The sequence below is a fragment of the Pseudorhodobacter ferrugineus DSM 5888 genome (genome assembly GCF_000420745.1).
Lineage (GTDB): Bacteria > Pseudomonadota > Alphaproteobacteria > Rhodobacterales > Rhodobacteraceae > Pseudorhodobacter > Pseudorhodobacter ferrugineus.
Genome location: NZ_ATVN01000003.1, coordinates 241,569 through 267,975, shown reverse-complemented (window position 1 = coordinate 267,975; position 26,407 = coordinate 241,569). Strand labels below are relative to the sequence as shown.

General features: G+C 57.3%; 18 protein-coding genes and 1 tRNA gene. 8 read left to right on the top strand and 11 right to left on the bottom strand.

The genetic code is table 11. The features are described from left to right. Positions 1–32: 32 nt before the first annotated feature. The 3 genes from fumC to G560_RS0104570 are packed head-to-tail and all read left to right on the top strand — an operon-like array spanning position 33 to position 1,877. Positions 33–1,427 (top strand): class II fumarate hydratase, encoded by a 1,395-nt coding sequence (fumC, locus tag G560_RS0104580; RefSeq protein WP_022703131.1) that lies wholly within the window; start codon positions 33–35, stop codon positions 1,425–1,427. 4 nt (positions 1,428–1,431) lie between these two features. After that, complete coding sequence (locus tag G560_RS0104575; RefSeq protein WP_022703130.1) at positions 1,432–1,659, top strand: DUF4169 family protein; 228 nt, start codon at positions 1,432–1,434, stop codon at positions 1,657–1,659. Continuing rightward, a complete protein-coding gene (locus G560_RS0104570) occupies positions 1,656–1,877 on the top strand; it encodes a ribbon-helix-helix domain-containing protein (RefSeq protein ID WP_022703129.1) in 222 nt (73 codons plus the stop codon). The genes G560_RS0104575 and G560_RS0104570 overlap by 4 nt, the downstream gene beginning before the upstream one ends. A gap of 143 nt (positions 1,878–2,020) precedes the next feature. Here the strand turns inward: G560_RS0104570 and G560_RS18565 are convergent, their stop codons facing one another. The 5 genes from G560_RS18565 to G560_RS0104545 all read right to left on the bottom strand — a co-directional run bounded on the left by G560_RS18565 (position 2,021) and on the right by G560_RS0104545 (position 9,288). Then, positions 2,021–2,860: a hypothetical protein gene (locus tag G560_RS18565; RefSeq protein ID WP_081647599.1), complete on the bottom strand. Its 840-nt coding sequence runs from the start codon at positions 2,858–2,860 to the stop codon at positions 2,021–2,023. Positions 2,861–3,069: 209 nt separating this feature from the next. Next, positions 3,070–4,416, bottom strand: a complete 1,347-nt coding sequence (locus tag G560_RS0104560) for a cytochrome P450 (RefSeq protein WP_022703127.1) — start codon at positions 4,414–4,416, stop codon at positions 3,070–3,072. Next, a complete protein-coding gene (locus tag G560_RS0104555) occupies positions 4,413–5,666 on the bottom strand; it encodes a hypothetical protein (RefSeq protein WP_033419252.1) in 1,254 nt (417 codons plus the stop codon). The genes G560_RS0104560 and G560_RS0104555 overlap by 4 nt, the downstream gene beginning before the upstream one ends. A 71-nt stretch (positions 5,667–5,737) precedes the next feature. After that, complete coding sequence (locus G560_RS0104550) at positions 5,738–6,487, bottom strand: cytochrome c biogenesis CcdA family protein (protein ID WP_022703125.1); 750 nt, start codon at positions 6,485–6,487, stop codon at positions 5,738–5,740. A 146-nt stretch (positions 6,488–6,633) separates the two neighbouring features. After that, complete coding sequence (locus G560_RS0104545; RefSeq protein WP_022703124.1) at positions 6,634–9,288, bottom strand: Rne/Rng family ribonuclease; 2,655 nt, start codon at positions 9,286–9,288, stop codon at positions 6,634–6,636. 514 nt (positions 9,289–9,802) lie between these two features. On the opposite strand from G560_RS0104545, the gene G560_RS0104535 reads away from it, so the two are divergent. After that, positions 9,803–10,414, top strand: a complete 612-nt coding sequence (locus G560_RS0104535; RefSeq protein WP_022703122.1) for a nucleotidyltransferase family protein — start codon at positions 9,803–9,805, stop codon at positions 10,412–10,414. 42 nt (positions 10,415–10,456) lie between these two features. Here the strand turns inward: G560_RS0104535 and G560_RS20945 are convergent, their stop codons facing one another. From G560_RS20945 to ypfJ, 4 genes are all read right to left on the bottom strand, one after another. Then, the gene (locus G560_RS20945; RefSeq protein ID WP_155947142.1) at positions 10,457–15,175 is read right to left on the bottom strand and encodes a Hint domain-containing protein; all 4,719 of its coding nucleotides are present in this window, start codon (positions 15,173–15,175) and stop codon (positions 10,457–10,459) included. A 395-nt stretch (positions 15,176–15,570) separates the two neighbouring features. Then, positions 15,571–19,200 carry an Ig-like domain-containing protein gene (locus G560_RS20550; protein WP_022703120.1) on the bottom strand — a complete coding sequence of 1,210 codons (3,630 nt, stop codon included), beginning with the start codon at positions 19,198–19,200 and terminating at the stop codon, positions 15,571–15,573. Positions 19,201–19,963: 763 nt separating this feature from the next. Beyond that, positions 19,964–20,047: transfer RNA gene (locus tag G560_RS0104515), tRNA-Leu, on the bottom strand. A 63-nt stretch (positions 20,048–20,110) separates the two neighbouring features. Then, positions 20,111–20,959 carry a KPN_02809 family neutral zinc metallopeptidase gene (gene ypfJ, locus G560_RS0104510; protein ID WP_022703119.1) on the bottom strand — a complete coding sequence of 283 codons (849 nt, stop codon included), beginning with the start codon at positions 20,957–20,959 and terminating at the stop codon, positions 20,111–20,113. 112 nt (positions 20,960–21,071) lie between these two features. On the opposite strand from ypfJ, the gene G560_RS0104505 reads away from it, so the two are divergent. Both G560_RS0104505 and G560_RS0104500 read left to right on the top strand, forming a co-directional pair. Then, on the top strand, positions 21,072–21,650 hold the full coding sequence (locus tag G560_RS0104505) for a YqaA family protein (protein ID WP_022703118.1): 579 nt from the start codon (positions 21,072–21,074) through the stop codon (positions 21,648–21,650). Continuing rightward, positions 21,650–22,111: a disulfide bond formation protein B gene (locus G560_RS0104500; RefSeq protein ID WP_022703117.1), complete on the top strand. Its 462-nt coding sequence runs from the start codon at positions 21,650–21,652 to the stop codon at positions 22,109–22,111. Before G560_RS0104505 ends, G560_RS0104500 begins: the two co-directional genes overlap by 1 nt. Here G560_RS0104500 and G560_RS0104495 read toward each other — a convergent pair. Together G560_RS0104495 and G560_RS0104490 are read right to left on the bottom strand one after the other, a co-directional pair. Continuing rightward, positions 22,108–23,910: a cation:proton antiporter gene (locus tag G560_RS0104495; protein ID WP_022703116.1), complete on the bottom strand. Its 1,803-nt coding sequence runs from the start codon at positions 23,908–23,910 to the stop codon at positions 22,108–22,110. The two genes, G560_RS0104500 and G560_RS0104495, sit on opposite strands and share 4 nt — an antisense overlap. Before the next feature lie 6 nt (positions 23,911–23,916). Next, positions 23,917–25,086: a deoxyguanosinetriphosphate triphosphohydrolase gene (locus G560_RS0104490; protein ID WP_028913724.1), complete on the bottom strand. Its 1,170-nt coding sequence runs from the start codon at positions 25,084–25,086 to the stop codon at positions 23,917–23,919. A gap of 155 nt (positions 25,087–25,241) precedes the next feature. Here G560_RS0104490 and G560_RS0104485 point away from each other — a divergent pair, with 155 nt between their 5' ends. After that, positions 25,242–25,568, top strand: coding sequence for a HesB/IscA family protein (locus G560_RS0104485; protein ID WP_028913723.1), 327 nt, complete (start codon positions 25,242–25,244; stop codon positions 25,566–25,568). A gap of 56 nt (positions 25,569–25,624) precedes the next feature. Further along, the gene (xth, locus tag G560_RS0104480; protein ID WP_022703113.1) at positions 25,625–26,404 is read left to right on the top strand and encodes an exodeoxyribonuclease III; all 780 of its coding nucleotides are present in this window, start codon (positions 25,625–25,627) and stop codon (positions 26,402–26,404) included. The last annotated feature ends 3 nt before the right edge of the window (positions 26,405–26,407 follow it).

The window sequence follows — 26,407 nt, the reverse complement described above, 5'->3', positions numbered from 1 at the left end:
CTAAAAGGGGCCAAATTTTGCAGGAGCATCCCATGACCGCATTCCGCACCGAAACCGACAGCTTTGGCCCTCTTGAGGTTCCCGCAGATAAATATTGGGGCGCACAAACCCAACGCTCCATCATCAACTTCCCCATCGGCTGGGAACGCCAGCCCGTCGCCATCATCCGCGCGCTCGGCGTCATCAAAAAAGCCTGCGCGCTCGTTAACGTGGCCCAAGGCGACATGCCCGCAGATCTGGGAAAAACCATCGCAGCAGCGGCACAAGAAGTCATCGACGGCAAGTTTGACGATAATTTCCCCCTCGTCGTCTGGCAAACCGGCTCGGGCACCCAGTCCAACATGAACGCGAATGAGGTGATCTCAAACCGCGCGATTGAAATGCTCGGCGGCGTGATGGGCTCCAAAAAACCTGTCCACCCCAATGATCACGTCAACATGGGTCAGTCCTCGAACGACACTTTCCCCACCGCAATGCACGTGGCCACAGGCATGATGGCCCGCGATGTCCTGCTGCCCGGCCTGCATAAACTGCACGCAGCGCTGCTGGCAAAATCCATTGAATTCAAAGACATCATCAAAATCGGCCGCACCCATACCCAGGACGCAACCCCCCTGACGCTTGGTCAGGAATTCGGCGGCTATGCCCATCAAGTCGCCAAAGGCATCCAGCGCGTCAACGCCTGCCTGCCCGATATTTATGAGCTGGCCCAAGGCGGCACCGCCGTCGGCACCGGCCTCAACACCCGCGTCGGCTGGGACAAACGCGTCGCGGCGGAAATCGCCGCCATCACGAGCCTCCCCTTCGTGACCGCCCCCAATAAATTCGAATCGCTGGCCGCCCATGACGCCATGGTCATGTTCTCCGGTGCGCTCAAAACCGTCGCAGGCAGCCTTTTTAAAATCGCCAACGACATGCGCCTCCTTGGCTCCGGCCCCCGCTCGGGCCTTGGCGAATTGATCCTGCCCGAAAACGAACCAGGCTCCTCGATCATGCCGGGCAAGGTGAACCCGACCCAAGCCGAGGCGCTGACCATGGTTTGCGCCCATGTCATGGGCAATGATGCCGCCATCGGTTTCGCAGGCTCCCAAGGCCATTTTGAACTCAACGTCTACAACCCCATGATGTCCTATAACCTGTTGCAATCCATGCAGCTTTTGGGCGACGCGGCAGCCAGTTTCACCGATAATATGGTCACAGGCACCCAGGCCAATATCCCCCGCATCGACAAGCTGATGAAGGAATCGCTGATGCTGGTCACGGCTCTGGCACCCACTATCGGCTATGACAACGCAACGAAAGTCGCCAAAACCGCGCATAAAAACGGCACCACCCTGCGCGAAGAGGCAATCGCCTTAGGCCTTGTCGACGGCGAAACCTTTGACCGCGTGGTCCGCCCCGAAGATATGATCGGCCCGAAAGGCTAAGATCTTGGCAGCCGAAATCATCAACCTGCGCGCCGCCAAAAAGGCCCGGTCAAAAGCCGAGGCCCGCGCGCAGGCCGATGCCAACGCCACCAAATTCGGCCGCACCAAAGCCGAACGCACATTGGACCAATCGCGCGCCAACAAGGCCCGCCACTCCCTCGATCTCCACAAACGCGAACCCGATGACGAAAAATCAGACAGCGAGAACCCACACGGCGATCCAACCAAATGACCGACCGCCCCGTCAAACACTCCCTCACCTTGCGCGGCCACCGCACCTCGGTATCGCTAGAATCCGAATTCTGGCACGCCTTCCGCCAAATCGCTGACAGCAAAGGCAAAACCATTAACGCCCTGGCGATTGACATAGACGAGGCCCGCACCACTGATGCAGGCCTCGCCTCCGCAATCCGCGTTTTTGTGCTGAACCACTACCGCAGCCTGCGCTAAGGCCACTGCCTTTCATCTTGGTTCAAATACCTACTGTGCCGTCTCCATCACCGCGCCCGCCGCTGCGAAACCAAACCCCGGCACAAACCCTTTCATCTTTGCCCAAATACTCACCCTTCCACCCAATCCCACCCTGTCAAACGTCAATCATAGGTAGGTGCCGGCGCATACCTGCCCCGTGTTCCCGTATCGGCCGGAAAGGCACAAGGCGGCTGCGAACATTCGGGCACAGGCCGCTTTGCCCGCAACTCAAACACCGCCGTCCCGATCACGCCAATATTGCGCGTCGACCGGCTACCGATATTGGCCGCATAGGACTCGGCCGCAGATGAAAACCGAAACGCGGCCACTTCGGCACGGCTTTTTCTAAACCCTTCAATTCGCAAGGTTTCTCCCGGACGCAGCACATACCCGTTGCCCCGCAAACTGCCAGGCTTGCCGCTCAACACATCCAAACCATCCACCGTCACAACCAGCTCATAGGTCTTGGACCGCGAATAGTTCTGATATGCCAAAATATATCGTTCGCCGCTTTGCCCCTGCAACCGTGCCGCATCACCGCTGCCAAACATCGGCCAGGCCTTGCCATTCGCCCGCAGCACCCGCAGCCCCACGCGCACTTCGGCAATCAATACCTCTTGAGCCGCTGCGCCACCGCCTTGCACCGCGCCATAGCGCAACGTGCCCACGTCGACGGGCTTCTGGCTGACGCGCTTCAAATTCACGGTCGAGACAGAGGAGGCAACCCCTTCGCCCCATTTGGTGCCCAGCTTGGCAGGTCCGGCAATCCGCTTGACCGCAGAGAGAGGCTCAGGCTGGGGCGCGCCTCGCGCCTCCGCAACCTCTGACGTCGCAGCGGTAAGGGCCTCGACACTTTGATCTGCGGCCGGAACAGTCGCCGTACATCCTGCGAAAACCAGCAAAGCAAACAGCGCCATTGCAGCCGATACTTGGTGCCGGATCAGGCGAAAAATCACAGTCATTTTTACTCTCACCCCTGCCGTGTCGGTTTCAACAAGCATAGGTCGCCAACGCCATTTCATGCAACGCAATTCTAAAAATGGTGTTGTAAAGTGGGCAGTGTGGCGCAAAATCGTCCGCATCCACGGGTTAATTTCAGGTTAACAAAAACTGCAAATCCATTTAAAAACAATTGGTTGAAAATATGTCCGCGCGCGAACATCTGCGGGCCTTACTCCCTCGGCGTCACATTCAGCCAAATCCCGTCCTTCGCCCGCACCGTCAAATGGGCCACCGGAACCGGCTCTTTTCCGGCCACCAGATCAAACCGAAACGCCCGCACCAGCATCGCCAATAAAAGCGGCCCTTCCACCATCGCAAACCCGGCCCCGGGGCACACCCGCGCCCCGCTTGAAAACGGAATAAACGCCTCACGGGCACAGCCCCGCCCTTCTTCGGTTTGCCAGCGATCCGGGTCAAATTCATCCCCGCGCGGCCAAAGCCGTTCATGGCGGTGAAGATGCCAAGGGCTCAAAACCACCTGCCCGCCAGCCGCAACTTTGCGGCCCCGAAACTCTTCAGGACAGCTATTTTCCCGCACCATCATTGGCACGGGTGGATACAGCCGCAACGCCTCACGAAACACATCGCGGGCGAATTTCAGCTTACCCATCACCGCGAAATCCGTGGCTCCTTCCAAGGCCCCAGCCTCGGCCGCGACCCTGTCTTGAACCTCGGGATACATGCCCAGCAAATACAAAGCCCAGCCAAGCGCCGAGGCACTGGTTTCATGTCCTGCAAGAAAGAAAATCGCGACCTGATCGATCATTTCCTCCGTCTCAAACCGCTCGCCCGTGACCGGATCAGCCGTGGTCATGATTTTCGTCGCCAGATCATCCGGCGCCGTCCCCGCCGCAATCGCTTTGGCCCGACTTTCGGTCAGTTGCCGGATCAACCCCCTGATCCGCGCCGCCGTTTCCTTTGTCCGGCCCGAATGAAACCGCGGAAACCAACGCGGTAACGGCAAGAACGCGGCCAAATTCAAGATCGGCTGCTCGCGTTGATAGGCACGAAACTGGTCAAACACCTCACCTGCAATTTCGTGTTCAATCGGTATGGAAAACAGCGTGCGGAAGATCACATCCGCCGCCGCATGGCTCATTTCGGGTTCAATATCCTGAACGCCTGCATCCATCCGCGCCACCGCCGCCTGTCCTGCGGCCACCATAGCTGGAAAGGTTTCACGGATCCGCCCCCCTTCAAAGGCTGGGTCAATAATCCGGCGCTGGCGTTTCCAAACCTCGCCATTTGTCATGAAAACAGAGGCTCCCAGCAAGGGTCGCAACCCTTCGCCGATCCGGTCGGATTTTGGAAAATCATCGGGGCGTTCATCCAAAACCAACCGGATCAGGGCCGGCTCATTACACATATAGCTGCGGAAAAACGGTGTCCGAAACTCGGCCATCCACGCCCGATACAGCCGTGCGGGCTGGGCCGACAAGATATCGATGCGAAACAGTTTCAGATAACGCCACAATGAGACCTTGTCAGGGCGCGGCACAGGCTTGGGCGGGGTCATGGCGCCACCGAAGTGAATTTGTTCACCGCCACCTCTATCCGCGACTGCGACGCCGACCGCCCGGCATAGCGCGCGCTCAGGGTCATCGGACCAGCCGTGATCTGGAAATAGTCATAATCACGCGGCCGATCAAAGGCACAGAGATACTGGAAATGCAGCCGAAAGAACCGCCACCGCAGCTCTCGCCAGCGTTCGGGTGACAGGGTTTGGGTAAAGGCCGCCGAAAACACCAAAGGCCATCTCTTGCCCGCAGCCGGGGCCACGCCCGTCACTGCCACTGGGTCACAAAGTGCAAAGGCGCAGCCATCGCCGGGGGCTGTCACATCCACCCAAACCAGCGCATCCGTGGTGCACAAAAAGGCCAGATCGGCCCGCAAACGCTGGGCCTTTGGCAAGAAGGAAACCATCGGAACCACCTGCCCCAAGGTCAGCAAAGACAGCGCGGGCCCCATCGCAGGCACACGCCCTGCGCGAATGAGGTCGCTTAGAACCGAGACGGCCAAATGTGCGCCCGAAGAATGGCCGATGATCAAAACCTCATCCACATCTTCAGCCAACGACGCAGCAATCACATTACCAAAACTGGCCATCCTTGCTTCCAGTTCGGGCGGGTTGGTCCCTTTTAATTGCGCGGAATAAGCATAGTCGTGCATAAGGTAATAGGCGAACAGCTTGTTGTCGATGCGCCTAAACCAGCGCAGCACCAAGGCCGCAGCACCAAGCCCAAGACTAACCGCAACCACGCGGCCAAGCCCACCCAAAAGCTGCACCAACACGGCCGAGCCAGCTGCTGCGATCAGCCAGACCAACAGGGCGGCAACCAAGGCCTGCGCGACCAAAAAAACCACGGGATAGAGAGCCGCAATCACTGGCCCCTTGCGCAGCCGCATCAAACGCCACAACGCGCCAGAGCCAATGTAAATCCATGCGGTTTGCAACATTTGATGATAAGTGCCAAAAATCCCCGTCTCCATCGAGCTTTTGACAATATCGGACCAGACCAACACATCTACCTGCGCCCGCACATCTGTCCCATCTATTCTTGCCGCCACATCCCAGCCATAGGCCCCGCCTGATTGTTTAGGCGACAAGGCAAGAGTATAGCCGGAAATTTTGGCCTGCGCGGCCCCTTCCTTGCGGTAAAGTTCACGGTAACGGCGGGGGTGAAACGGGTCATAACCGGGAAGATAAAACACGCGGCGCCGCACCACCTGTGCGGTGCTCTGGGGTTTCGATGTGTCGTCTGGCATCGGGCCGTCCTTCATAATCCGATCACAGTATGCCGATAAATTTGGGCAAAACTATGGGGATTAACGCCGAATTACCCCAAAGTGCTGAGCGCGGGAAAGGTTTCCAACAGCCAGAAAGAAAAGGCCGAAAACGCACCGGTTAGCAAGGCCACGCCAACAATAATCAGCAAAACACCCATAGCGCGTTCGATGGTTTTCATATGACGTTTCAGGCGCGACATCACCCCAATAGCACGTTCAATAAAGACGGCGGCAAGGATGAACGGCAAGCCCAGCCCCAAAGCATAGACGCCAAGCAATGCAGTGCCCCGCGTGATGTTGGCCTCGGATGCGGCAAGCGACAAAATTGCGCCCAGTTGCGGGCCTATGCAAGGCGTCCAGCCAAAAGCAAACGCCAGACCCAAAAGGTAGGCACCGAATGCCGAACCACCGCGGTCACCCGCATCCAGCCGCGCCTCGCGGTCAAGAATACCGATGCGGAAAATTCCAAGAAAATGCAGGCCAAAAATGATGACGACTGCACCGGAAATTTTGGACAGAATATCCTGATATTGAAGAAAAAACGTGCCAAAAATGGAGGCCGTAAAGCCAAGGAACAAAAAGACCGTCGACAGGCCAAAGACGAAGAAAGTCGCAGGAATCAGGACGCGGCGGCGGGCGGTGCCGCCCTGCATCTCGCCCATGCTGATGCCACCCATATAGGCCAGATATGGCGGGACAATTGGCAAGACACAGGGTGACAAAAAGGACAGGACACCAGCCAAAAGCGCCACAAGCATCGCAGGCAGTAAGGCCGCGTCAATAAGGTCAATGCCGATCATCTGTCTTCCCTTGATTGCCCTGTCGTCTTAGCGCGTTCGATAGCGGATTGTCACCACGCCAAAAGGTCACGTTCGCGTGGTTTTGGTGCCAGCGAAAAAAGGCGCAGGAATGACCCTGCGCCTTTTGAAATTATGAGTGGTGAAAATCAGCGCCCAAGGTTCCACCAGCCACGCCGCTTAGGCTTGGCGTCCTCGACTGCATCTGCTTGCGCTTCGGCTGGCGCGGGATAATCGGCGACAACCGCAACCGGTTCCGCTGCCTCAGCAGGTTTTTGCTCGACTTCTGGCTCGGGCACAGGTGCTGCTGCTGGTTCGGGCGCAGCCTGATTTGGCGCAGCGTCGGCGGCGGGTGCCGAGCTGGCCGGGGCATCAACCTTTGGATCGGCCTTTGGTTTGCGGGTGCGGCGGGCTTTGGGCTTTTCGGCCGCAGGCTCGGAGACCTCAGGAGCTGCATCAGCGACCGGTGCATCTGCCGTCTCGGTCGCAGCATCTGCCGTGACTTTTGGCTTGCGCGTCCGCGCGCGGCTGCGCTTTTTCGGGGCCTCTTCTGCGGCAGCTTCGGACACATCGGGTGTGTCGCTGGGTTGTGCCGCTACAGGTGCATCTGCCGCGTCCGCGTCGCTGTCGTCATCCGATCCGTCCTGATCATTGCTATCAGATCCGTTTTCATCCGACCCGCCATTGCCACGACGACGCCGACGACGACGACGCTTTTTGCGGCCGTTCCCGTCTTTTTGATCGTCTTCATTGTTTGCGGCCGGCCCTTCCGAGGCCTGATCGTCAGACGGCGCTTCGGCGTTTTCTTCTTCCTCGGTCGGAATATCAGGATCTTCGATATCATCTGCCACAGCCACGCCCATCAAGGACGAGTTACCAGAAATGGCCGAAGACACCTCAACCACCACACGGGTCGCGGTTTTGAACTTTTCAATCGTGTAATCGGGGCTGATCATCGCCGGATCGCATTCGATGCGCACCGACATGCCATAGCGTGCCTCGATCATCGCGATATGTTCGCGCTTTTGGTTCATCAGGAAGTTGACGACCGCGATAGGCGCGCGCAGCAGAACTTCGCGCGACCGTTTGCGCGTGCCCTCTTCTTCCAGCGCGCGCAGGATTTGCAGCGCCATGCTGTCGTCGGACCGGATCAGACCCGTGCCGTGGCAATGTGCACAAGGCTGGGTCGTGCTTTCCAACATGCCAGGACGCAGGCGCTGGCGCGACATTTCCAACAGGCCAAAGCCCGAAATGCGGCCAACCTGAATGCGCGCACGGTCGGTTTTCAGCTTGTCTTTCAAGCGTTTTTCCACGGCGGCGTTATTGCGTCGGTCTTCCATGTCGATAAAGTCGATCACGATCAGACCGGCCAAGTCGCGCAGGCGCAACTGGCGAGCAACCTCTTCGGCGGCCTCAAGGTTGGTCTTGGTCGCCGTCTCTTCGATCGAGCCTTCTTTGGTGGCACGGCCCGAGTTTACGTCAATCGCAACCAGCGCTTCGGTGATACCGATAACGATGTAACCCCCAGATTTCAGCTGCACGGTCGGGTTAAACATCCCGCCCAGATAGCTTTCAACCTGAAAGCGCGCGAACAGCGGGGTCGGGTCATTATAGGGCTGCACGGCCTTGGCATGGCTTGGCATGATCATGCGCATAAAGTCTTTGGCGACGCGGTAACCTTCGGCACCTTCGACCAGCACTTCGTCAATCTCGCGGCTATACAGATCGCGGATCGAACGCTTGATCAGATTGCCCTCTTCATAGATCGCGGCTGGTGCGATGGATTTCAGCGTCAGCTCACGGATCTGTTCCCACAGGCGCATCAGATATTCGTAATCGCGCTTGATTTCCGGCTTGGTGCGCTTTGCACCAGCGGTGCGGATAATCAGGCCGGCGCCTTCGGGCACGGTGATTTCAGACGCAATTTCTTTCAGCTTTTTGCGGTCATTTGCTTGGGTGATCTTGCGCGAAATGCCACCACCGCGGGCGGTATTGGGCATAAGCACGCAATAACGGCCTGCCAGCGACAGGTAAGTCGTCAGCGCAGCACCCTTGTTGCCGCGTTCTTCCTTGACCACCTGCACCAGCATGATCTGGCGCACCTTGACCACTTCTTGAATCTTGTAGCGACGCGCGCGTGGGCGGCGGGGCGCGCGGATTTCCTCGGTCACATCTTCATCTGCGACCGACTCAATCTCGTCATCTGTTTCAGATGCGGTGTTCATCGCGCGGTACGGCTCTTCTGGCGTGTCTTCATCACCATCAGAAGCGTTGTTTTGATCGGCAGATGCGGCTGCGGCTGTCTGGATCTCGACCACTGCGGTCACAGCTACTGGTTCAACGGCTTGTGCATCCGCATCCTGTGCCGTGTCATCATCCAGATCAACCACATCCATCGAACCGATTTCGGCGGTTTTCACCGCGTCATTGGATTTCAATGACTGCGCACGCGGGACGCGGCGGCGGCGGCCCTTGCCGCTGTCTTTTTCTTTTTCATCCTCGTCTTCGGCACGGGCCAAAGCGCGTTCTTCATCCAGCAGCGCCTGACGGTCCGCCATTGGAATCTGGTAATAATCGGGATGAATTTCGGCAAAAGCCAAAAATCCGTGGCGATTTCCGCCGTAATCAACAAACGCCGCCTGAAGCGAGGGCTCGACACGTGTTACCTTTGCGAGGTAGATATTGCCAGCCAGCTGGCGCTTGTTGATGGTTTCAAAATCAAATTCCTCGACCTTGTTTCCATCCACCACGACAACCCGAGTTTCCTCGGCATGCGTGGCATCTATTAGCATTTTCTTGGCCATTTTGTTCCATTGCACCCGGCAGCATAGGCCGTGCCGGACACGATCCGGTAGGGCGTTTTGCGCGCAAAAGGTGACTTGTACAGGCGAGGCTGCGCATCAAAAATGGCAGGGTTAGCCGTTGAGGCCCCCCGTCAAGATTGGTTGTTAACTCGGCGCGGCTCATCGCGGTTTATCCCGAATGCATTACTGCATCCATATGAAAACCCGTTTTTGTCAGTGACTTAACGGGCAAATAAGGGGCCTTTCGGCCGGTGATCCAGCTTTGGCCTGCATCGGCGAACGACCTGTCCACCCAATGCGCCTTAGCGTAAATGTATCGCGCGCGCCGAGTTTGTTGCAAACCCTGACCCGCGTTATATGACAATAAGGGCAGGACGGGCCATAAGACAATGGTCAATTTGCGTACAATGCGGATTTGGATAGACATCGGGCAGGCGTTTTCGCTTTCCACAGAGACATTGGTCAGTACACTTGCTTCATCACCTGCACGGTCAGGGCCAAGGAAAAATGTACGATGCACGATAAAGGCAAGGCGACCGCTGTCACGGTTTTGATTCTGGCAGCTGGGGCTTCTTCGCGGATGCGCGGGGCGGACAAATTGCTGGAACCGGTCGCAGGGCAACCGCTGTTGCGGCGCGTGGCTCAGATTGCGCTGGCAACGGGTTTACCGGTTATGGTGACATTGTCCGATGACCGCCCCGCCCGAGAGGCCGCCCTAGACGGGTTAGGGCTGCAGCGCTTGCGGGTTGGTGACGCATCACAGGGCATGGCCGCATCCTTGCGTGCCGGTGTGGCGGCAATCCCCGTGGGGTCTGCGATTTTGATATTGCTGGCAGACATGCCCGAGATTGACGCGCAGGATTTGGCCGCCATGATCGCCTCTTATCGGCAGGCGCCCGATATGGTGCATCGCGGCGCCACCGCGGACGGCACTCCAGGCCATCCCGTGCTTTTCCCTGCGTGGCTGCGGGCGCACCTTATTGGCCTGCATGGCGATGTCGGGGCAAGATCCGTTTTGCGCGAGGTTGCAAATCTGACGGTGCCGGTGACATTGCCGGAGCGACACGCGCTGACCGATCTGGACACGCCAGAAGACTGGGCGCGTTGGCGCGCCGTGCAAACCTGATTTCAAAGACCAGCTCCTCGGAATGGCGCCGCGCTTTGCCGATTACATCTCTAATAGGACCTTTGCCTCAAAGGCTTTAAGGGTCTGGCGCGCCGCTGGATAGGTGTCGCCGTATTGCAGCGCCGGAAATAGGGCCAAAAGCTCATCCCGCTGCGGGCTGTCCATGCCTTGCAGGGTTTGATCGCCTGGCTGAAAACTCTCCGTCCATGCCCCGTCACCGCGAATGATTTCGTGCTGGTCGAACAGCAAGTGGATGTAAGTCACCGAGGATGGCGTAATCTGTCGAATGGTGCTGTCATTAAGCAAATGCGCCGCCGCAACCAAAACTTCGGCATCGCCAAACAGCATTTCAGCCCGCGCCCCTGTCATAAGCATACGATGCTGCGGTGATACGGTCATATCCCGCTGCGGCAGGCCACCGCCCAGTGCGCCTGCCTGAATGCAAACGGGGCGGAAGTTTGGCTTTGCTGCCAGATCAACGCCAGACAAGCTGCGCGAACCGACCCAGCGAATGGTTTGATAACCGTTATCGCGGGTCAAAACACGGTCGCCTGCGATCACGTCCTCGACAGGTTTTTCGCCTTTGTTGGTCAGGATCATCGTGCCGGGGGTAAAACATGGCACAACGCTTTCGATGTTTGAAAAGGTAAAGCTGCCGACGACCGCGCCTGCGCCGTCCAAAACCTGAACGGTGCCTGCCTCGTTGTTGCCACCGCCATAAATGACGTTGGTCATCGCAGCGCCACCAAGGGCCGTCAAGTTCAAGACGTCAAAATTGTCGCCGCCGTCGCCGCCATCGATGACATCGCCGATGCCACCAAAGAATAGATCACGATCATCGCCGCCAAACAGGCTGTCCGCCCCTGCCCCGCCGGTCAGCGTATCAGCGCCTGCGCCGCCGGTTATGACATCGGCACCATCGCCACCGAAAAGATTGTCATTACCCGCTTCACCGTCGATGAAGTCGTTACCCGCGCCACCGTCGATGTAATCATCGCCGTCTTCGCCTATAAGTTGATCCGTCAGGTTTCCGCCGATGATGCTGTCATTGCCTGCACCACCATAGGCCAGCGTGCTTTCGACCAAGCTGCCAAGGATTGTGTCATTGCCATCATCGCCGAACAGCGCATCAATCCCTGTGCCGCCGCCATTGATCAGGTCGTTACCATCGCCGCCATAAGCCGCATCTGCGCCTTCGCCGGTCCAAATGGTATCATCGCCAACACCGCCATACAGGCTGTCATTGCCGCCATCGCCAAAAATAGTATCATTCCCAGCGCCGCCTATGACCGTGTCATTGCCATCGCCAGCCTGAATAAGGTCGTCGTTCGTGCCCGCCAAATTGTCATTGGCATCGACGCGGTCACCTTCCGGATCGCCCAGATAAGCTGTGTCGATAAGATCACCCGCGGCAGTGCCCTCGACGATGTAATTCTGGGCGGGCAGCGGAATGCCCATCGCGGCCAGTTCAGCCGGGGTATCTACCTGGCTGGCCAGAACACCAACAAGCGTAAGGCTCTCCCCGCCCGGGAAGGTCAGGATCGCATCGCCCGTGCCATCGCCGTTGGTATCGGTGACAACAACGTCGCCTGTATTTACCGATGTCGTTCCGCCATCCGATGTAAGGCTGGATACGTCCAGCTGGTCATGGCCCGTGTAGGTACCATCGCCATTATCAATCGGCGCCTCGAACGCGCTGATCGTGTCATTGCCATCGCCATCGGCCATGACCACCAAATCCACGGCACCGTCACCGGCGCCAAGGTCAAAGATGTCATTGCCAGCACCACCGTTAACTGTATCGGCCCCTGCGCCGGTCGACACGTTGTCATCACCAGATGACCCGATAACGCTGTCATTGCCGGACCCAAGCGTAAACCGTTCGATTTCCGAGAAATTTGCTATTTGGACAGGCGTAGTAAAGCTGCTGTAGTCAAACTGCGCATTTGGATCTCGCAGGCCCGTACTCGTGGCCGTGCCAGCAGGTTCTGCGCCACCAGCATCGGTGACAATCAGATAAGTGTTTGGAGGAACGCCTGTCGCACCGTTGTAATCGGAACTGACCCAACCGACAAAGAACGGGTTGCCACTGGCATCCAGATACTCTGACTTGCCTGCCGCCCCAATGCCATTGCCGCTGACAGACAATCCGTCAAAATCTGCGGCAAAGTTTTGCGTTGAGTCCAGCCCGCCACCGCCGCCGCTGATGCCCTGACTGTCATGCAAAAAGATATCCATGTCGGCAACTGGCACATAGAACCATTCGCCCTGGCTGAAATCAATTCCGCCGCTTGGATAAACCCCGAAACCAGAGACGGGCGCATCAGGCTTAAAAATGCGCACATAGTGGATGGCTGGGCTGGCACCTGCGCCCCCGGTTGGGTCCACCGTCAATGTCCCATCTTCGGGATTGGCCGCATCGCCTGCACTAAGATCAAGGACACTATCGGTGGTCAGCGCGCTTGCATCCAGCACATCGCCATTGGTTTCGCCGGTTTCGCCACCGACCAACGTGTCATTGCCAAAACCATCGGCCAAAAAGAACGTGTCGTCGCCCGACTGGCCCTCAATGTAGTCATTGCCTTCATCGCCAGTCAGCTGATCATCGCCAGCGCCTGCAAAAATCTGATCATTGCCTGTGCCGCCAAACAACGTATCGTCGCCCACGCCCGCAACCATATAGTCGTTGCCGTCGCCGCCATAGGCATCGAATCTCAGCGTGGCATCGCCTGCATCCAGATAGTCGTTGCCTTCGTCCAGATAGATGCTGCCTTCGTTGTCATAGGCAATATCGCCCGGTGCCGGCACACCGATATACACAAGGTCATCGCCCGTGCCGCCATAGATCAGGTCACTGCCCTGACTGCCTGCGATGATGTCGTTGCCCGCGCCGCCATAGATCGTGTCGATCCCGATGGACCCGACAAGTGTATCCACCCCGTCGCCACCATAGATCAGGTCAGCCCCATCGCGGCCAAAGACGTGGTCATTGCCATCGCCGCCATAGATTGTGTCGTCGCCGTACAGGCCCTCAAGATCATCATCGCCGGCCCCGCCTTCCAGCAGGTCATTGCCGTGACCGCCCAGCAAACTGTCGTCACCATCGCCACCGTACAGGCTGTCATCGCCCGACCCGCCATAGATTGAATCGTTGCCCAAGCCGCCGAACAGCACATCGTTCCCACCCGGCCCTGCAATCGGGTTGCCGCGCACGGAAAAGTCGTCATCAATTTCAAAGTCGCCGACCAGCGTGTCATCGCCGTCATTACCGTTCAGCGTGTCATCACCCTCTTCGCCAACAACCGAGTCATTGCCCAGACCCGCGTTCACGCTGTCATTGCCAGCGCCCGCATAGATCAGATCATCGTCTGGTGCGGCCCCCGGCAACAGCGCATCGCCGCCGTCAACGACATCGCCGTCATTGTCACCAAGATAGGCCCCATCAATCGTATCATCGCCTGCGGTGCCATAGACGATGCCATCATTCATCGGCAAACCCATCGCAGCCAGTTGCGCAGGCGACGAAACGGATGCCGCAAGAACACCAACCAAGGTCAGGCTTTCACCATTTGGAAAGGTCAGGATCGCATCGCCGGACCCATCACCCACCGTATCGCTTACAACCACGTCGAGAGCATTAACCAAATCACCGCCAAGGTCGTGCAGCGCAGTTACGTCCAGTTGGTCGACACCCGTAAAGGTGCCGTCGCCATTGTCGATCGGCGCTTGGAACCCCGTCACGCGGTCAACCCCAGATCCGTCAGCAAGCACCAACGTGTCAGCGCCGCCGCCTAGGACGATGTTTTCAATCTCGCTGAATTGCGCGATCGAAATGCCATCGGAAACGCTGCCCGTTTCGGCATTGGCGCTACTCAGATCAACCGTTACACCCGCAGTTAGGGCCGAAAGATTCAGTGTATCACCGTTGGTCTCGGCAGTCTCACCGCCAAGAATAACGTCATTGCCAAAACCATTGGACAAAAAAATAGTATCGTCATTTGCGCCAGCGTTGATCAAATCATTGCCGAGACCCGCGTCGATGGAATCGTTCCCTGCACCCGACAGTACGGTGTCATTGCCAGCCCCGGCCTGAATGACATCATCATTCGACCCATTCGCCGCATCATTTGCGTTGACACTGTCGCCGTCAGGATCAAGCGCATAGACGTCATCAATCAAATCGTCCCCAGCCGAGCCTTCGACGATAAAATCAAGTGCTGCCCGTTCAAACGACATATTGCCAACACCGAACATGCCGCTGTTGGTGAAGCTTTCGCCATTGTCAAAAATGAATTCGATCCTTGAAACAGGCCCGGCGATGGTGATGGACACACTGTCCTCGGCGCCGATCGTTTCGACACCACCGTTGAATGACCCATCCGCGTTCAGCACGTTACCTGCTGACGAATGATAAGGATCTGCTAGCAAATCACCGAAATTTACAGCCTGCACATTGCCTTGGGCGTCTGTCACCAGAACCGTCAGCTTATCATCCCAAGACCCGGGGCTTGAATCAATATCGTAAATTTCAAAGCTGAAGTTGGAAACGGGTGCCGCGAAGGTCAGCGTACTGGTGATCGGCTCTGAGATGCCTGCCACCCAAAGAGCAGGGGCGGCCGGACTGCCGGTTGCGTAGGCCGTTGCTGTTTGAGACACGGCATTTGTGGTGGTGGCAACGGTTACGCCGACGCTATCGGGTCCATCCACCAGCGTATAGCTGCCATTGGCTCCGACGGTGGTCCAGTCAAGATTAAAAGGCATAAGTCCCTCGCACGTGTCAATTGAAAACCCGCAAAACAGCACGGTCACTAAGTTAGGTGATTGAACTTTGCTGAAGAACGGCGGCAAATTTGCGGCAGTGGTGCGTCAAACAGGTGATAGTCGGGGGCGCGCGGCGGGATGAAAGCGGAGCAGTCCCTCAAAGCAAACAAATTGGGTAAATGACGAAGACTATAAAATAAAAAGATAAAGAGGGCTTTCGCCCCCCTCATCAAACAGCAATTGCTTGCGGTCGCTGCATAATCTTGTGGCGCGCCGCCTTTGACAGCTTTCTGCAATCTGGCTGGCAGCGCGGGCCGCCCGCAAAACCTCGGCGTGGCCCAAAGCAGTCATTTCAGGTTTGCATCCAATCGGAAACCGACTGAATGCAAATCTGTTTAGCGCATCAGCAACTTGGCTTCGTGCTTTTTCAATGTACGGCGCGCGGCGGAATAATCCTCAAGACCTTCTTTGGTCTTAAGCTCAGGGAAGAGTTCAAGAATTTCATTGCGTTGCGCGTTGCCCATACCGTTCAAAGTATAGTCGCCCGGCTGGAAGCTTTCTGTCCACGCCCCGTCCGACAGCACCACTTCGTGCTGGTCGAACATCAGGTGGATATAGGCTGTTCCTATGCTTTCCACTTCAAAGATGCCTTTGCCGCCGACCAGATGCTTGGCCGAAACCAGAACTTCATGCTCATCGAAATATAGCGATGTGCGGTCGTTCGACACCAGAACACGGTGGTTCGGAGACAACATCATGTCACGCTCTGGCAAACCGTTTCCAAGGCTGCCGCGACGCACCATGATGGGGCGCAAATGTGGATTGGCGGTCAAATGCGCCCAATCAAACTTGCGTTGCCCAATCCAGCGCAATTCCTGAATGCCACTGTCGCGGGTGATGATCCGGTCGCCGGCCGTCAGGCTTTCGACAGGCACCTCACCTTTCGGAGTGGCAATCAATGTCCCCGGCGTAAAGCAAGGGACGCTGGTAATCTCTTCGATATTTTCAAAGGTGACAGTGCCCGTGACGTTACCGGCCCCATCCAAGTATTCAACACGGCCATCAATACCGTTGCCATCGCTATCCGGTCCGGTTTCAATAACACGGTATCCCGTGGGCGGCCCTTGGATAATCAAGCGGTCGAAATCATCGCCGGAAGCCCCGCCAAAGATTTGCGTCCCTGCGCCAGTGCCCGGATTGATGGTGAACACGTCACGGTCTGCCCCACCTTCCAGCGTGTCAGCACCCGGCCCAACCACAAAGCTGTCGTTGCCAACACCGCCTTGGACAAAGTCATCGCCCGCACCGCCATCCAGCGTGTCATCACCGATGCCACCGACCAAAGAGTCGTTGCCCACGCCGCCGTTCAGCAGATCGTTGCCAATGCCGCCTTCCAGCGTGTCATCGCCTTCATCACCGTTCAGCGTGTCATCGCCAACACCACCGCGCAGCGTGTCGTTGTCGACACCGCCAAACAGCAAGTCATCGCCTTCGCCGCCTTCCAGCAAATCATTGTCGTCGCGGCCATAGATCGTGTCGTTGCCCGCACCCCCAAACAATTCGTCACGGTTGTTCAGTGGGCGCAAATCGACAGCATCAGGCAGGTCCAACGCGTCACCGATTGGCGTATCAAGACCGCCATAAATCAGGTCGTTGCCAGCTTCACCAAAGATCGTATCAGCGCCTTCGGACCCAACGATCGTATCATCCCCTTCGCCGCCATAGACCAAATCGGCATCGACACCCGAAAAGATCAGGTCATCGCCGCCATCGCCAAAGATCGTGTCGGCATCGTCGCCCGTACGGATCGTATCGTCACCAAGGCCACCATAAACCAAATCGCGGTCATTTTCGGGGGCAAGGTCGGCAGGATAGACGCCGGGATAGTCTATATCGGGGATAGGAGTAGGCCCCGACGTGTCGATCAGATCGTTGCCAATACCACCAAACACCGTGTCACGGCCATCGCCACCGTTAAGCGTGTCGTCGCCATCTTCACCAAGCAAACTGTCATCGCCAACGCCGCCTTCGACCGAGTCGTCACCAATGCCCGCAAACACAGTGTCATCACCAAGGCCGGCGAGAATGGTATCGTCGCCCGCGCCCGCAATAATCCGGTCATCGTTCGGTTCGTCGTCACCCAAGATCGCATCACCTGCATCGACGCGGTCCGCATCAAAGGGGTCGATGTAAGCACCGTTGATCAGGTCGCCGCCATCTGTGCCGCGCACAATGCCGTCGCGGATCGGATCGTCGCTAACCGTAATCGTTGCCACGCCAGCATCGGTCAGGCCCGATGGGTCTGTGACGGTATAATTGATCGTGGCCGCACCTGTGAAACCAGTGTTCGGTGTAAAGGTGACCGAGCGACCATCAGCGTTCACCACAACCGTGCCATCCGGCGAGGTCGGCGTGCCAAAGATCGACAAATCCGCGTTCGGGTTATCGACATCGGTATCGTTGCCGATCAGATCAACAACAACAGGTGTGTTCAGCGCTGTGCTGTCCACATCGTCAACCGCAACAGGGCCATCATTGATCGGGTTCACAGTCACCGTGACGGTGCTTGTCGCCTCGTTCCCATCGGGGTCGGTGATCGTATAGGTGATCGTATCCGTGCCGTTAAAGTTCAGGTTCGGCGTATAGGACAAGGTGCCATTAGGGTTCACCCCAACAGTGCCGTTCGCAGCCGTCGGTGTGCCCGTAATGGTCAGCGGGTCGCCATTCGGGTCCGTGTCGTTGGTCAGAACTGGAATCGTGGTGATCGGCGTATCTTCGTCCGTCACTGCCGTATCGGGGTTGGCGATCGGGTTCTCTTCATCGTCGCTAACCGTAATCGTTGTCACGCCAGCATCGGTCAGGCCCGATGGGTCTGTGACGGTATAATTGATCGTGGCCGCACCTGTGAAACCAGTGTTCGGTGTAAAGGTGACCGAGCGACCATCAGCGTTCACCACAACCGTGCCATCCGGCGAGGTCGGCGTGCCAAAGATCGACAAATCCGCGTTCGGGTTATCGACATCGGTATCGTTGCCGATCAGATCAACAACAACAGGTGTGTTCAGCGCTGTGCTGTCCACATCGTCAACCGCAACAGGGCCATCATTGATCGGGTTCACAGTCACGGTCACCGTTCTGCTCGCCTCATTTCCCGCAGGGTCAGTTACGGTGTAAGTGATTGTATCAACACCGTTAAAGTCTGGATTTGGCGTATAAGACAGCGTGCCGTCCGGGTTCACACCAACCGTGCCGTTCGCCGCCGTCGGGGTGCCGGTGATGGTCAACGGGTCGCCATTCGGGTCCGTGTCGTTGGTCAGAACTGGGATCGACGTAATGGTCGTGTCTTCATCTGTCTCAGCTACGTCGGGGTTGGCGACAGGTACACCAGAAAAGTTATCAACAGTATCGGACAGAGAAAACATCTCTACCGAACCCTGAAAGTAGTTGTTTAGGTTGTTCAAAACGCCTGCGTCGGACAACGATTGCCCAGCACCAACCATCCAAGGCTGGCTGATCGGACCCTGGTCCATCGTCAGACCCGCAGGCACCGGCTGTTCAAAACTGCCATCGGTTGTCAGGTTCGAGATTTGAACCGTCCCGCCCGAAGCAACGTCCCATGAATACGTGACATTGACCTCATCACCAGAATTCACAAACCCTGCTGCTGTCTGGAACGTGGTCGTCGCCCCTGCTGATTCATGCGAAATAAGGACCGAACCATCGGGCATCACATCAATACGATAGCCGCCGGGGGTTTCACCGACCGAATCACGCGACAAAACGGTGTTCGGCGTTACGCCAACATGCGCGGACTGCGAGAACTGAATCTCGAGCGTTCCGCGGGCCAGTTGGAAATTTTCGTCGGGATAGATTTTGACCTTGTCGTCAACGCCATCCAAAACGGCACGCCCGCCAACTGGCACCGCGCCATCAAAATAAGCCCCGTTTTCAGCACCATTTGCCAATGCAGAATCTGCGGCAACAAGCCCAGCATCGTCGAAGTTATACAGTGCAAAGACCGGCATAGTTCAAATTCCTCACTTCAGCAGAGACCCCAGAGTTTTCACCAAGGTCGCCCCATCAAACACGGCAAAGCCAGCCGCAAGATCAACGCGAACCGGTCGAAACCGATCTCTACGCAACGACGAAGCCGTTCGATGGAGTGTGGAAGTGTTAGGCATTAAAAGAGGCCTGATGGGTTAATGCCCTAAACCAGACCAAGCAAAGGAAAATCCCCCACCTTCTTTGCAGCAGCTATCACGCGACAAGTCCCGATCTTCATCGGAACAAGCACCACTCAAATCGACCGCCCCCACGGCCATGTCCTACCCAGATTGGACATGTTCTTATTACAGCGGCGCTATCCGGCGTAAAAGCAAAATAAGTGTGACAAAGGATTGAAGGGCATCAAACACCTGCTGGAACAGCCTTAAGACAAGGCATCACGTCCGGTCCTGAAAGGTAAATTGTTTCCCAAGCCCTATGAAATGATAGCTGCTTCAATACATTTTGTTCGATTTTTGGTGGGAAATTTCGAAAAACCTACCATATTTTGATCTTCACTTTTCAGAAATCAGAAACAATCCGAAACGCGATTCGTTGGTTAACCACGTAAAATATTTTTACGCCTCCTATACCGTTAACCCAAAAAGACTGTGCGTAAAGTAGAACCAATACGATGCAGTTTACCTTAAAACTGCTCGAAGTGAAAACAATTCAATATATTTAACCGAATCACCTCGTCTAAAACTTGACGAAAATGAAACATATTTTGATTGTAAGAATAACTGGTGCCCGAGGGGAGACTCGAACTCCCACGCCGTGAAGCGGGGGATTTTGAATCCCCTGCGTCTACCATTCCGCCACTCGGGCCCAGTGAAGGCGATGTAACCCGCCTTTTGCGGCGCGTCAATCGCCTCTTAGCTGCTTTTTTGCTTAAAGCTCATTTGATGAGAAAGTATCACAAGACCCAAGCGCACCAGACTGGTATCCGGTCACAAACCACCGCGACCGCTGCTCCGATGTGCCATGCGTAAAGCTATGCGGGTTGGGGCGCTTGCCCGCATTGCGTTGCAAGGTGTCGTCACCGATTCTGCGTGCGGCATTCACCGCCTCTTCCAGATCGGCGCGATCAATGGACGCAAACTTTTCCTGCGCGGCCCTGGCCCAAATTCCGGCAAAGCAATCGGCTTGCAATTCAATCTGTACCGAAATGGCGTTGCTTTTGGCTTGTGACACCTGGGCGCGGACAGCATTGGCCGCTGCCAGAAAACCAAGTTCGTTCTGGACGTGATGCGCGATTTCATGCGCCACGACATAAGCGGCAGCAAAATCGCCCTTTGCGCCAAGCTCGCGCTCCAGCGTCACAAAAAAATCCGTGTCCAGATAGGCCTTTTTGTCACCAGGGCAGTAGAACGGCCCCGATGCGCCCGATGCGCCGCCACAGGGCGAACTGGTCGCACCTTTAAAAAGCACCAAGGTTGCAGGTGTATATTGCCGGTTCAGTTGTTCTTTGAACACCTGCGCCCAGACATCTTCGGTATCGGCCAGCGTAACAGAAACAAACTTCCCCGCGGCTTCGTCCTCAGCCGTCATCGGGCCAGACGCTACAACCTGCCCGCCACCCTGATCTTGCAGCAAAGGTGTGACATCAATGCCAAGAAAATAGCCCACTACCAGCACGGCGATCAACCCGACGCCGCCAATCCCGCCTGCGGCCCGTGCTTTAGACCGCCCACGGCGATCCTCAATATTGCGGCTTTCGCGCCGTCCTTGCCATTTCATCGCATACCCCCGTTAAACACACTGCCAACCGCGCTCGACCGTCCGGTATCTATGCCCTCTTGACGCCCCGCCCCCTGCGTGATGCAAGACGAAAACATTTGGAAAGACTGCTATGATCCGTGCATTATATGACTGGACCCTTGGCTTGGCGCAATCCCGACATGCAATTTGGGCCTTGGCCTTTGTCGCCTTTGTCGAAAGTTCGGTTTTTCCAATTCCACCTGACATCTTGATGATCCCGATGATTATCGCCGCCCCGCGCCGTGCCTTCTGGATCGCTTTTGTTGCCACGGTCTGTTCTGTCGCAGGTGGTGCTTTTGGCTATTTCATCGGAGCGGCCTTCTTTGACAGCATCGGTCAGCCCGTGTTGGAATTTTACGGCAAGACAGAAAGTTTCGCCGGCTTTGAAGCCCGCTACAATGAATACGGCGCTTGGGCCGTGCTTATCGCGGGCGTCACACCCTTTCCCTATAAGGTTATCACTATCCTTTCTGGGGCCACCGGCCTCTCGTTGCCGGTGTTCATGATTGCCAGTCTGATCGCCCGTGCCTTGCGGTTTTTCCTGATTGCGGCCTTGCTATACAAATTCGGCGCACCGATACGTGATTTCATTGAACGCAAGCTGGGCCTTATGTTCACCTTGGCGATTGCCCTATTGATCGCCGGATTTATTGCAGTGAGGTATCTATAATGACACGCCCCCCCCTGACGCTCCTTGCTGCGGGCGGTTCTGCCGCCTTGTTGTTGGGTGCTTTTGCGTTTCAGTACATCGGCGGCATGTCCCCCTGCACCCTGTGCATCTGGCAGCGCTGGCCACATGCGGCGGCGGTTCTGATCGGGGTTTTGGCGCTGACAATCGGCGGGCGGTACTGGGGTTATTTAGGGGCACTGTCTGCGGCCACTACTGCCGGTATCGGGATGTTTCACACCGGCGTTGAACGCGGCTGGTGGGAAGGGCTTGCATCGTGCAGCGCGGGGTCCATCAAAGGCCTAAGCGTGGCCGAGTTGTTGGACCCAACCGCGAATGTCGCAGCACCCGTGCGTTGCGACGCTGTGCCGTGGGAAATGTTCACCTTGTCGATGGCGTCGTGGAACATGATCCTGTCTCTGGTACTGGTTGCCCTGTGGCTGTCATCCGTCCGCCGCGCCTAAGGCCCGTCACTTTTGGGCGGCGACAGGGCAATCAGCCGCGCGCCTGCAACTGGCACCTGCTTGCTGTCTTGAGCCACAAAACGCACATCCCCATTCGTGCCGATAACGCATAGTAATACCGACAAAGGCCGGTCAGCGTGCCACGCCTCAAACCCGTATTCCTCGGTTAGTTTGGTGGTGCGCACTGTCCAGCCTTCAATCATCAGTGCCTCAAACTCGTCATAGGTGCGCCCGTCGCCCAAGCGCCGCCCCCCCAGTGTCACAGGCAAGGCATGCCGCTGGCTGTCGCTTTTGACCCGTGGCAATTGCCACACCTTGTCGCGGCCAAATTCGGGGGCAAGATCGGTGGCTACCAACGTGTTATAGGAATCATTATCTGTCGCCGCCAAAATCGTCGAAAACCCGATAAACTCTACCTTGTTCTCGGCGGCCTCGGATAAAATATCCCCATAAAAAACCTGCAACCCCGCCGCACGCGCATGGCGCAAATGCCCAAGGTTCCAATCGGTGACCAAAACTGGCACCTCTGCCTTTTTCAGCGCCGCCCCAAGGCCTGTCGTAAGCCGCGTCCCCCCCACCAGCAAAACGCCCGGAACCTCGGCCGCGCGCAACCCCAAAAGGCTTGCCAAAGGTGTCAGCCCAAAGCCGTTGATCACCACAGTTGATGCAACCAGCGCAAAGGCCAGCGGCCCAATCGCGGCCCCGTCCGGCACACCCATCGCCACAAGACGTTCGCCAAACAGGCCTGCAACGGCCATCAGCACCACACCACGCGGACCTGTCAGCGCCACAAGAACACGTTCGCGCCATGGCACAGTGGTGCCAATCAGCGACACCATGACCGACAAGGGCCGCGCCACCAAAACCACCAGCCCCACAAACAAAACCGCCCGCAAATCCAGCGACAACAAGGCCTGCATATCCAGCCCCGCCGCCAACAAGATGAAAACCCCCGACACCAGCAAAATCGTCGCATGTTCCTTGAACCGCCGCAGTTCCTCATAGCTGGGCAAGGCCGCATTGGCGATCACAAGGCCCATCACCGTCACCGCCAGCAGCCCGCTTTCATGCAAGACGCGATCGGAAATGGTAAAGGCCGCCAGCAAGACCACGAACAGCACGGGCACTTTCATATACTCGGGCACCAAGGCACGCTGAAAGGCCAAGGCTATTCCGCGCCCCGCAAGCCAACCCACCAAGGTCGCAAAGAAGATCCCGCCAAAAAAGTGAACTGCCGCGGCCGCGCCACCCTCATTCTCGCTTAACACCGTGACAACGCCAAAGGCCAAAACCGCCGCCAGTGCCCCCACGGGGTCGTTTACAATCGCTTCCCATTGCAACAGCGCCGCAGGCCTGCGCGACAATCGCGCTTGGCGCAGCAAGGGCGCAATCACCGTGGGTCCGGTCACAATCATAATGCCGCCGAATACGGCAGACGCCTCCCACCCCAAGCCCGCACCATAATGCACGGCCAAGGTCGAGGTCAGCCACCCCATCGGCGCACCAATGATCACCAGCCGCCGCACGCCCTTGGCCGCATCTTGCAGCGCATGCAGGTTCAAGGTCAGCCCGCCTTCAAACAAAATCACCGCCACCGCGATGGAAATCATCGGCCCGACCAAATCGCCAATATCGCGCGAAGGGATGAAAATCCCCGTGATAGGCCCCACAATCAGCCCTGCCAGCAGCATCAGCACAATCGCAGGCATCTGGATGCGCCATGCAAGCCACTGCGCCCCTACCCCGATCACGCCCACCAGCGCCAAGGCCTCAACAGGCGTCATTCCTTCAGCCGCCATATCGTATCACTCCGGCTGGCTGGGCGCGGCGTCAAACAGCCGCGCGTGTTCTTGAATGGCAAAACGGTCGGTCATGCCCGCCACATAATCGGCCACGATACGGGCCAGCAGCATATGGGTGTCGGCGCGGGCCACATCTTCGGCCCATTCCGTTGGCAGCAATTCGGGCTGTGCCATGAATAACGGGAACAGATCACGCACCACGGCTGTTACGCGCGTCCGTTCCTTCATCACACTCGGCGCGCGGTACATGCGCGTAAACAGAAAGGACCGGATCGCCTTCAGCTCTTGGTAGAGCGGTTTGGAAAACCGTATTACAGTGCCCTCCATCGCCCTGATATCATGAACAGACTGCGGTTTGGCCGCATCCAGCCGGATGTTCGCCACAGCGATCACATCTTCAACCATCCGGCCAAAAACACGGCGCAGCGCCTCATGTCGACGGCGCATCTTTTCCAGCCCCGGATACAGCGCATCCACCTCGGCAAAGGCGGGGCCAGTGACAGGCAGTTCCATCAAATCCGCCTCGTCAAACAGGCCAGACCGCAAACCATCGTGCAAATCATGGTGCGAATAGGCAATGTCATCGGCGATCGCCGCCACTTGCGCCTCGGCACTGGCATAGGTGTGCAGTTCCAAATCCCATTCGGCATTGGCCTCGACCAGCGCATAAGGCAGCGCCTCACCGAGGCCCGCAACCACGGGGCCATTGTGTTTGGCTATGCCCTCCAACGCTTCCCATGTCAGGTTCAACCCGTCAAAATCTGCATAATGGCGTTCCAGCTGCGTCACAATCCGCAACGCTTGGGCGTTATGGTCAAACCCACCGAACGGCGCCATCAGCTCGGCCAGTGCATCCTCGCCCGTGTGGCCGAACGGCGTGTGACCCAGATCATGCGCCAGCGCAATCGCCTCGGCCAAATCGGTGTTCAGCCCCAAGACCCCCGAAATGGTCCGCGCCACCTGCGCGACCTCAATCGAATGGGTCAAGCGTGTGCGGTAATAATCGCCCTCGTGTTCGACGAACACTTGCGTTTTGTGCTTCAATCGCCGAAACGCTGATGAATGGATGATCCGGTCCCTATCGCGTTGAAACGGCGACCGAAATGACGACATCCGCTCTTCGTGTAGTCGCCCGCGCGATGCATCGGGTAGGCAAGCATAGGGTGCAAACATCATTCAAACCTGTTACGCCATGCAGTCCACGGCTGTTCCTGCCATCTATAGGCGATTCCCTAACAAATGGCACCCTAGACTGTGCATCTTGTTCCAACCCGCGCGCGGGCCTATATTAGATTAGTAGCTACACAAAAGGCGCATCTGACATGACCCTGACCCTGCCCCCGCGCGTGACTGACCGTGCCTTTGCCCGACTGGCCGAGATTGCCGAGGAAACCGGTGACATCAAAGCCTTGCGTGTCGCCGTAGATGGTGGCGGATGCTCAGGCTTTCAATATGATATCCGGCTTGATGACCCAACCGAGGACGATATGGTCTTGGAAAAAGACGGGATGAAAGTGCTGGTTGACGCCGTATCATTGCCGTTTCTGTCCAACGCCGTGATCGACTTTTCCCAAGAATTGATCGGCGCGCGCTTTGTGATCGAGAACCCGAATGCCAGCAGTTCCTGTGGCTGTGGTGTGTCGTTCTCGATGTAAGCTTGCCCCTTCCCCCCCTGCCGCCTAGAACATAGGGAACGGCATGGGGGCAGTACATGAAACTTGCGACATTCAACATCAACGGTATCAAGGCTCGAATCGACGCGCTGCCCCGCTGGCTGGCGGCGGCCAAACCCGATGTCGTGGCCTTGCAGGAAATAAAATCCGTCGATGAAAATTTCCCGCGAGAGATGCTCGAGGATCTGGGCTACCGCGTTGAAACACATGGGCAAAAAGGCTTTAACGGAGTCGCCATCCTGTCGCGCCTGCCGCTGGAAGATATCACCCGCGGCTTGCCTGGCGACGATACCGACGAACAGGCCCGCTGGATCGAGGCAACCGTGATCGGAGAGCGCCCCGTGCGCCTTTGTGGCCTTTATCTGCCCAACGGCAACCCTGCACCGGGGCCGAAATACGACTATAAACTGGCGTGGATGGCACGGATGGAGGCGCGGGTGGCAGAATTGCTGAAATCCGAGGAGCCTTTGGTGATCGCGGGTGACTATAACGTCATCCCCCAACCAGAAGATGCTGCAAACCCTATGGCTTGGACCGAGGATGCGCTTTACCTGCCCGCCACCCGCGCCGCGTTCCGGCGCATCGTGAACCTTGGCCTGACAGACGCCTTTCGCGCCCGCAATCAAAACCCCGGCCAATACAGCTTTTGGGATTATCAGGCCGGCGCGTGGGAGAAAAACAACGGCATCCGCATCGACCACCTTTTGCTGTCGCCCCAAGCCGCTGACCTTTTGCGCGATTGCCAAATCGACCGCGAAGTGCGTGCCGAAGAAAAACCGTCCGACCATGTTCCAGTATGGATAGACCTTGCCGCCTGAACG

What these genes read in the sequence shown, in the direction of transcription:
- fumC (WP_022703131.1), top strand. Translation starts at nt 33, where the DNA reads ATGACCGCATTCCGCACCGAAACCGACAGCTTTGGCCCTCTTGAGGTT.
- G560_RS0104570 (WP_022703129.1), top strand. Translation starts at nt 1,656, where the DNA reads ATGACCGACCGCCCCGTCAAACACTCCCTCACCTTGCGCGGCCACCGC.
- G560_RS18565 (WP_081647599.1), bottom strand. Translation starts at nt 2,860, where the DNA reads ATGACTGTGATTTTTCGCCTGATCCGGCACCAAGTATCGGCTGCAATG.
- G560_RS0104560 (WP_022703127.1), bottom strand. Translation starts at nt 4,416, where the DNA reads ATGACCCCGCCCAAGCCTGTGCCGCGCCCTGACAAGGTCTCATTGTGG.
- G560_RS0104555 (WP_033419252.1), bottom strand. Translation starts at nt 5,666, where the DNA reads ATGCCAGACGACACATCGAAACCCCAGAGCACCGCACAGGTGGTGCGG.
- G560_RS0104550 (WP_022703125.1), bottom strand. Translation starts at nt 6,487, where the DNA reads ATGATCGGCATTGACCTTATTGACGCGGCCTTACTGCCTGCGATGCTT.
- G560_RS0104545 (WP_022703124.1), bottom strand. Translation starts at nt 9,288, where the DNA reads ATGGCCAAGAAAATGCTAATAGATGCCACGCATGCCGAGGAAACTCGG.
- G560_RS0104535 (WP_022703122.1), top strand. Translation starts at nt 9,803, where the DNA reads ATGCACGATAAAGGCAAGGCGACCGCTGTCACGGTTTTGATTCTGGCA.
- G560_RS20945 (WP_155947142.1), bottom strand. Translation starts at nt 15,175, where the DNA reads ATGCCTTTTAATCTTGACTGGACCACCGTCGGAGCCAATGGCAGCTAT.
- G560_RS20550 (WP_022703120.1), bottom strand. Translation starts at nt 19,200, where the DNA reads ATGCCGGTCTTTGCACTGTATAACTTCGACGATGCTGGGCTTGTTGCC.
- ypfJ (WP_022703119.1), bottom strand. Translation starts at nt 20,959, where the DNA reads ATGAAATGGCAAGGACGGCGCGAAAGCCGCAATATTGAGGATCGCCGT.
- G560_RS0104505 (WP_022703118.1), top strand. Translation starts at nt 21,072, where the DNA reads ATGATCCGTGCATTATATGACTGGACCCTTGGCTTGGCGCAATCCCGA.
- G560_RS0104500 (WP_022703117.1), top strand. Translation starts at nt 21,650, where the DNA reads ATGACACGCCCCCCCCTGACGCTCCTTGCTGCGGGCGGTTCTGCCGCC.
- G560_RS0104495 (WP_022703116.1), bottom strand. Translation starts at nt 23,910, where the DNA reads ATGGCGGCTGAAGGAATGACGCCTGTTGAGGCCTTGGCGCTGGTGGGC.
- G560_RS0104490 (WP_028913724.1), bottom strand. Translation starts at nt 25,086, where the DNA reads ATGTTTGCACCCTATGCTTGCCTACCCGATGCATCGCGCGGGCGACTA.
- xth (WP_022703113.1), top strand. Translation starts at nt 25,625, where the DNA reads ATGAAACTTGCGACATTCAACATCAACGGTATCAAGGCTCGAATCGAC.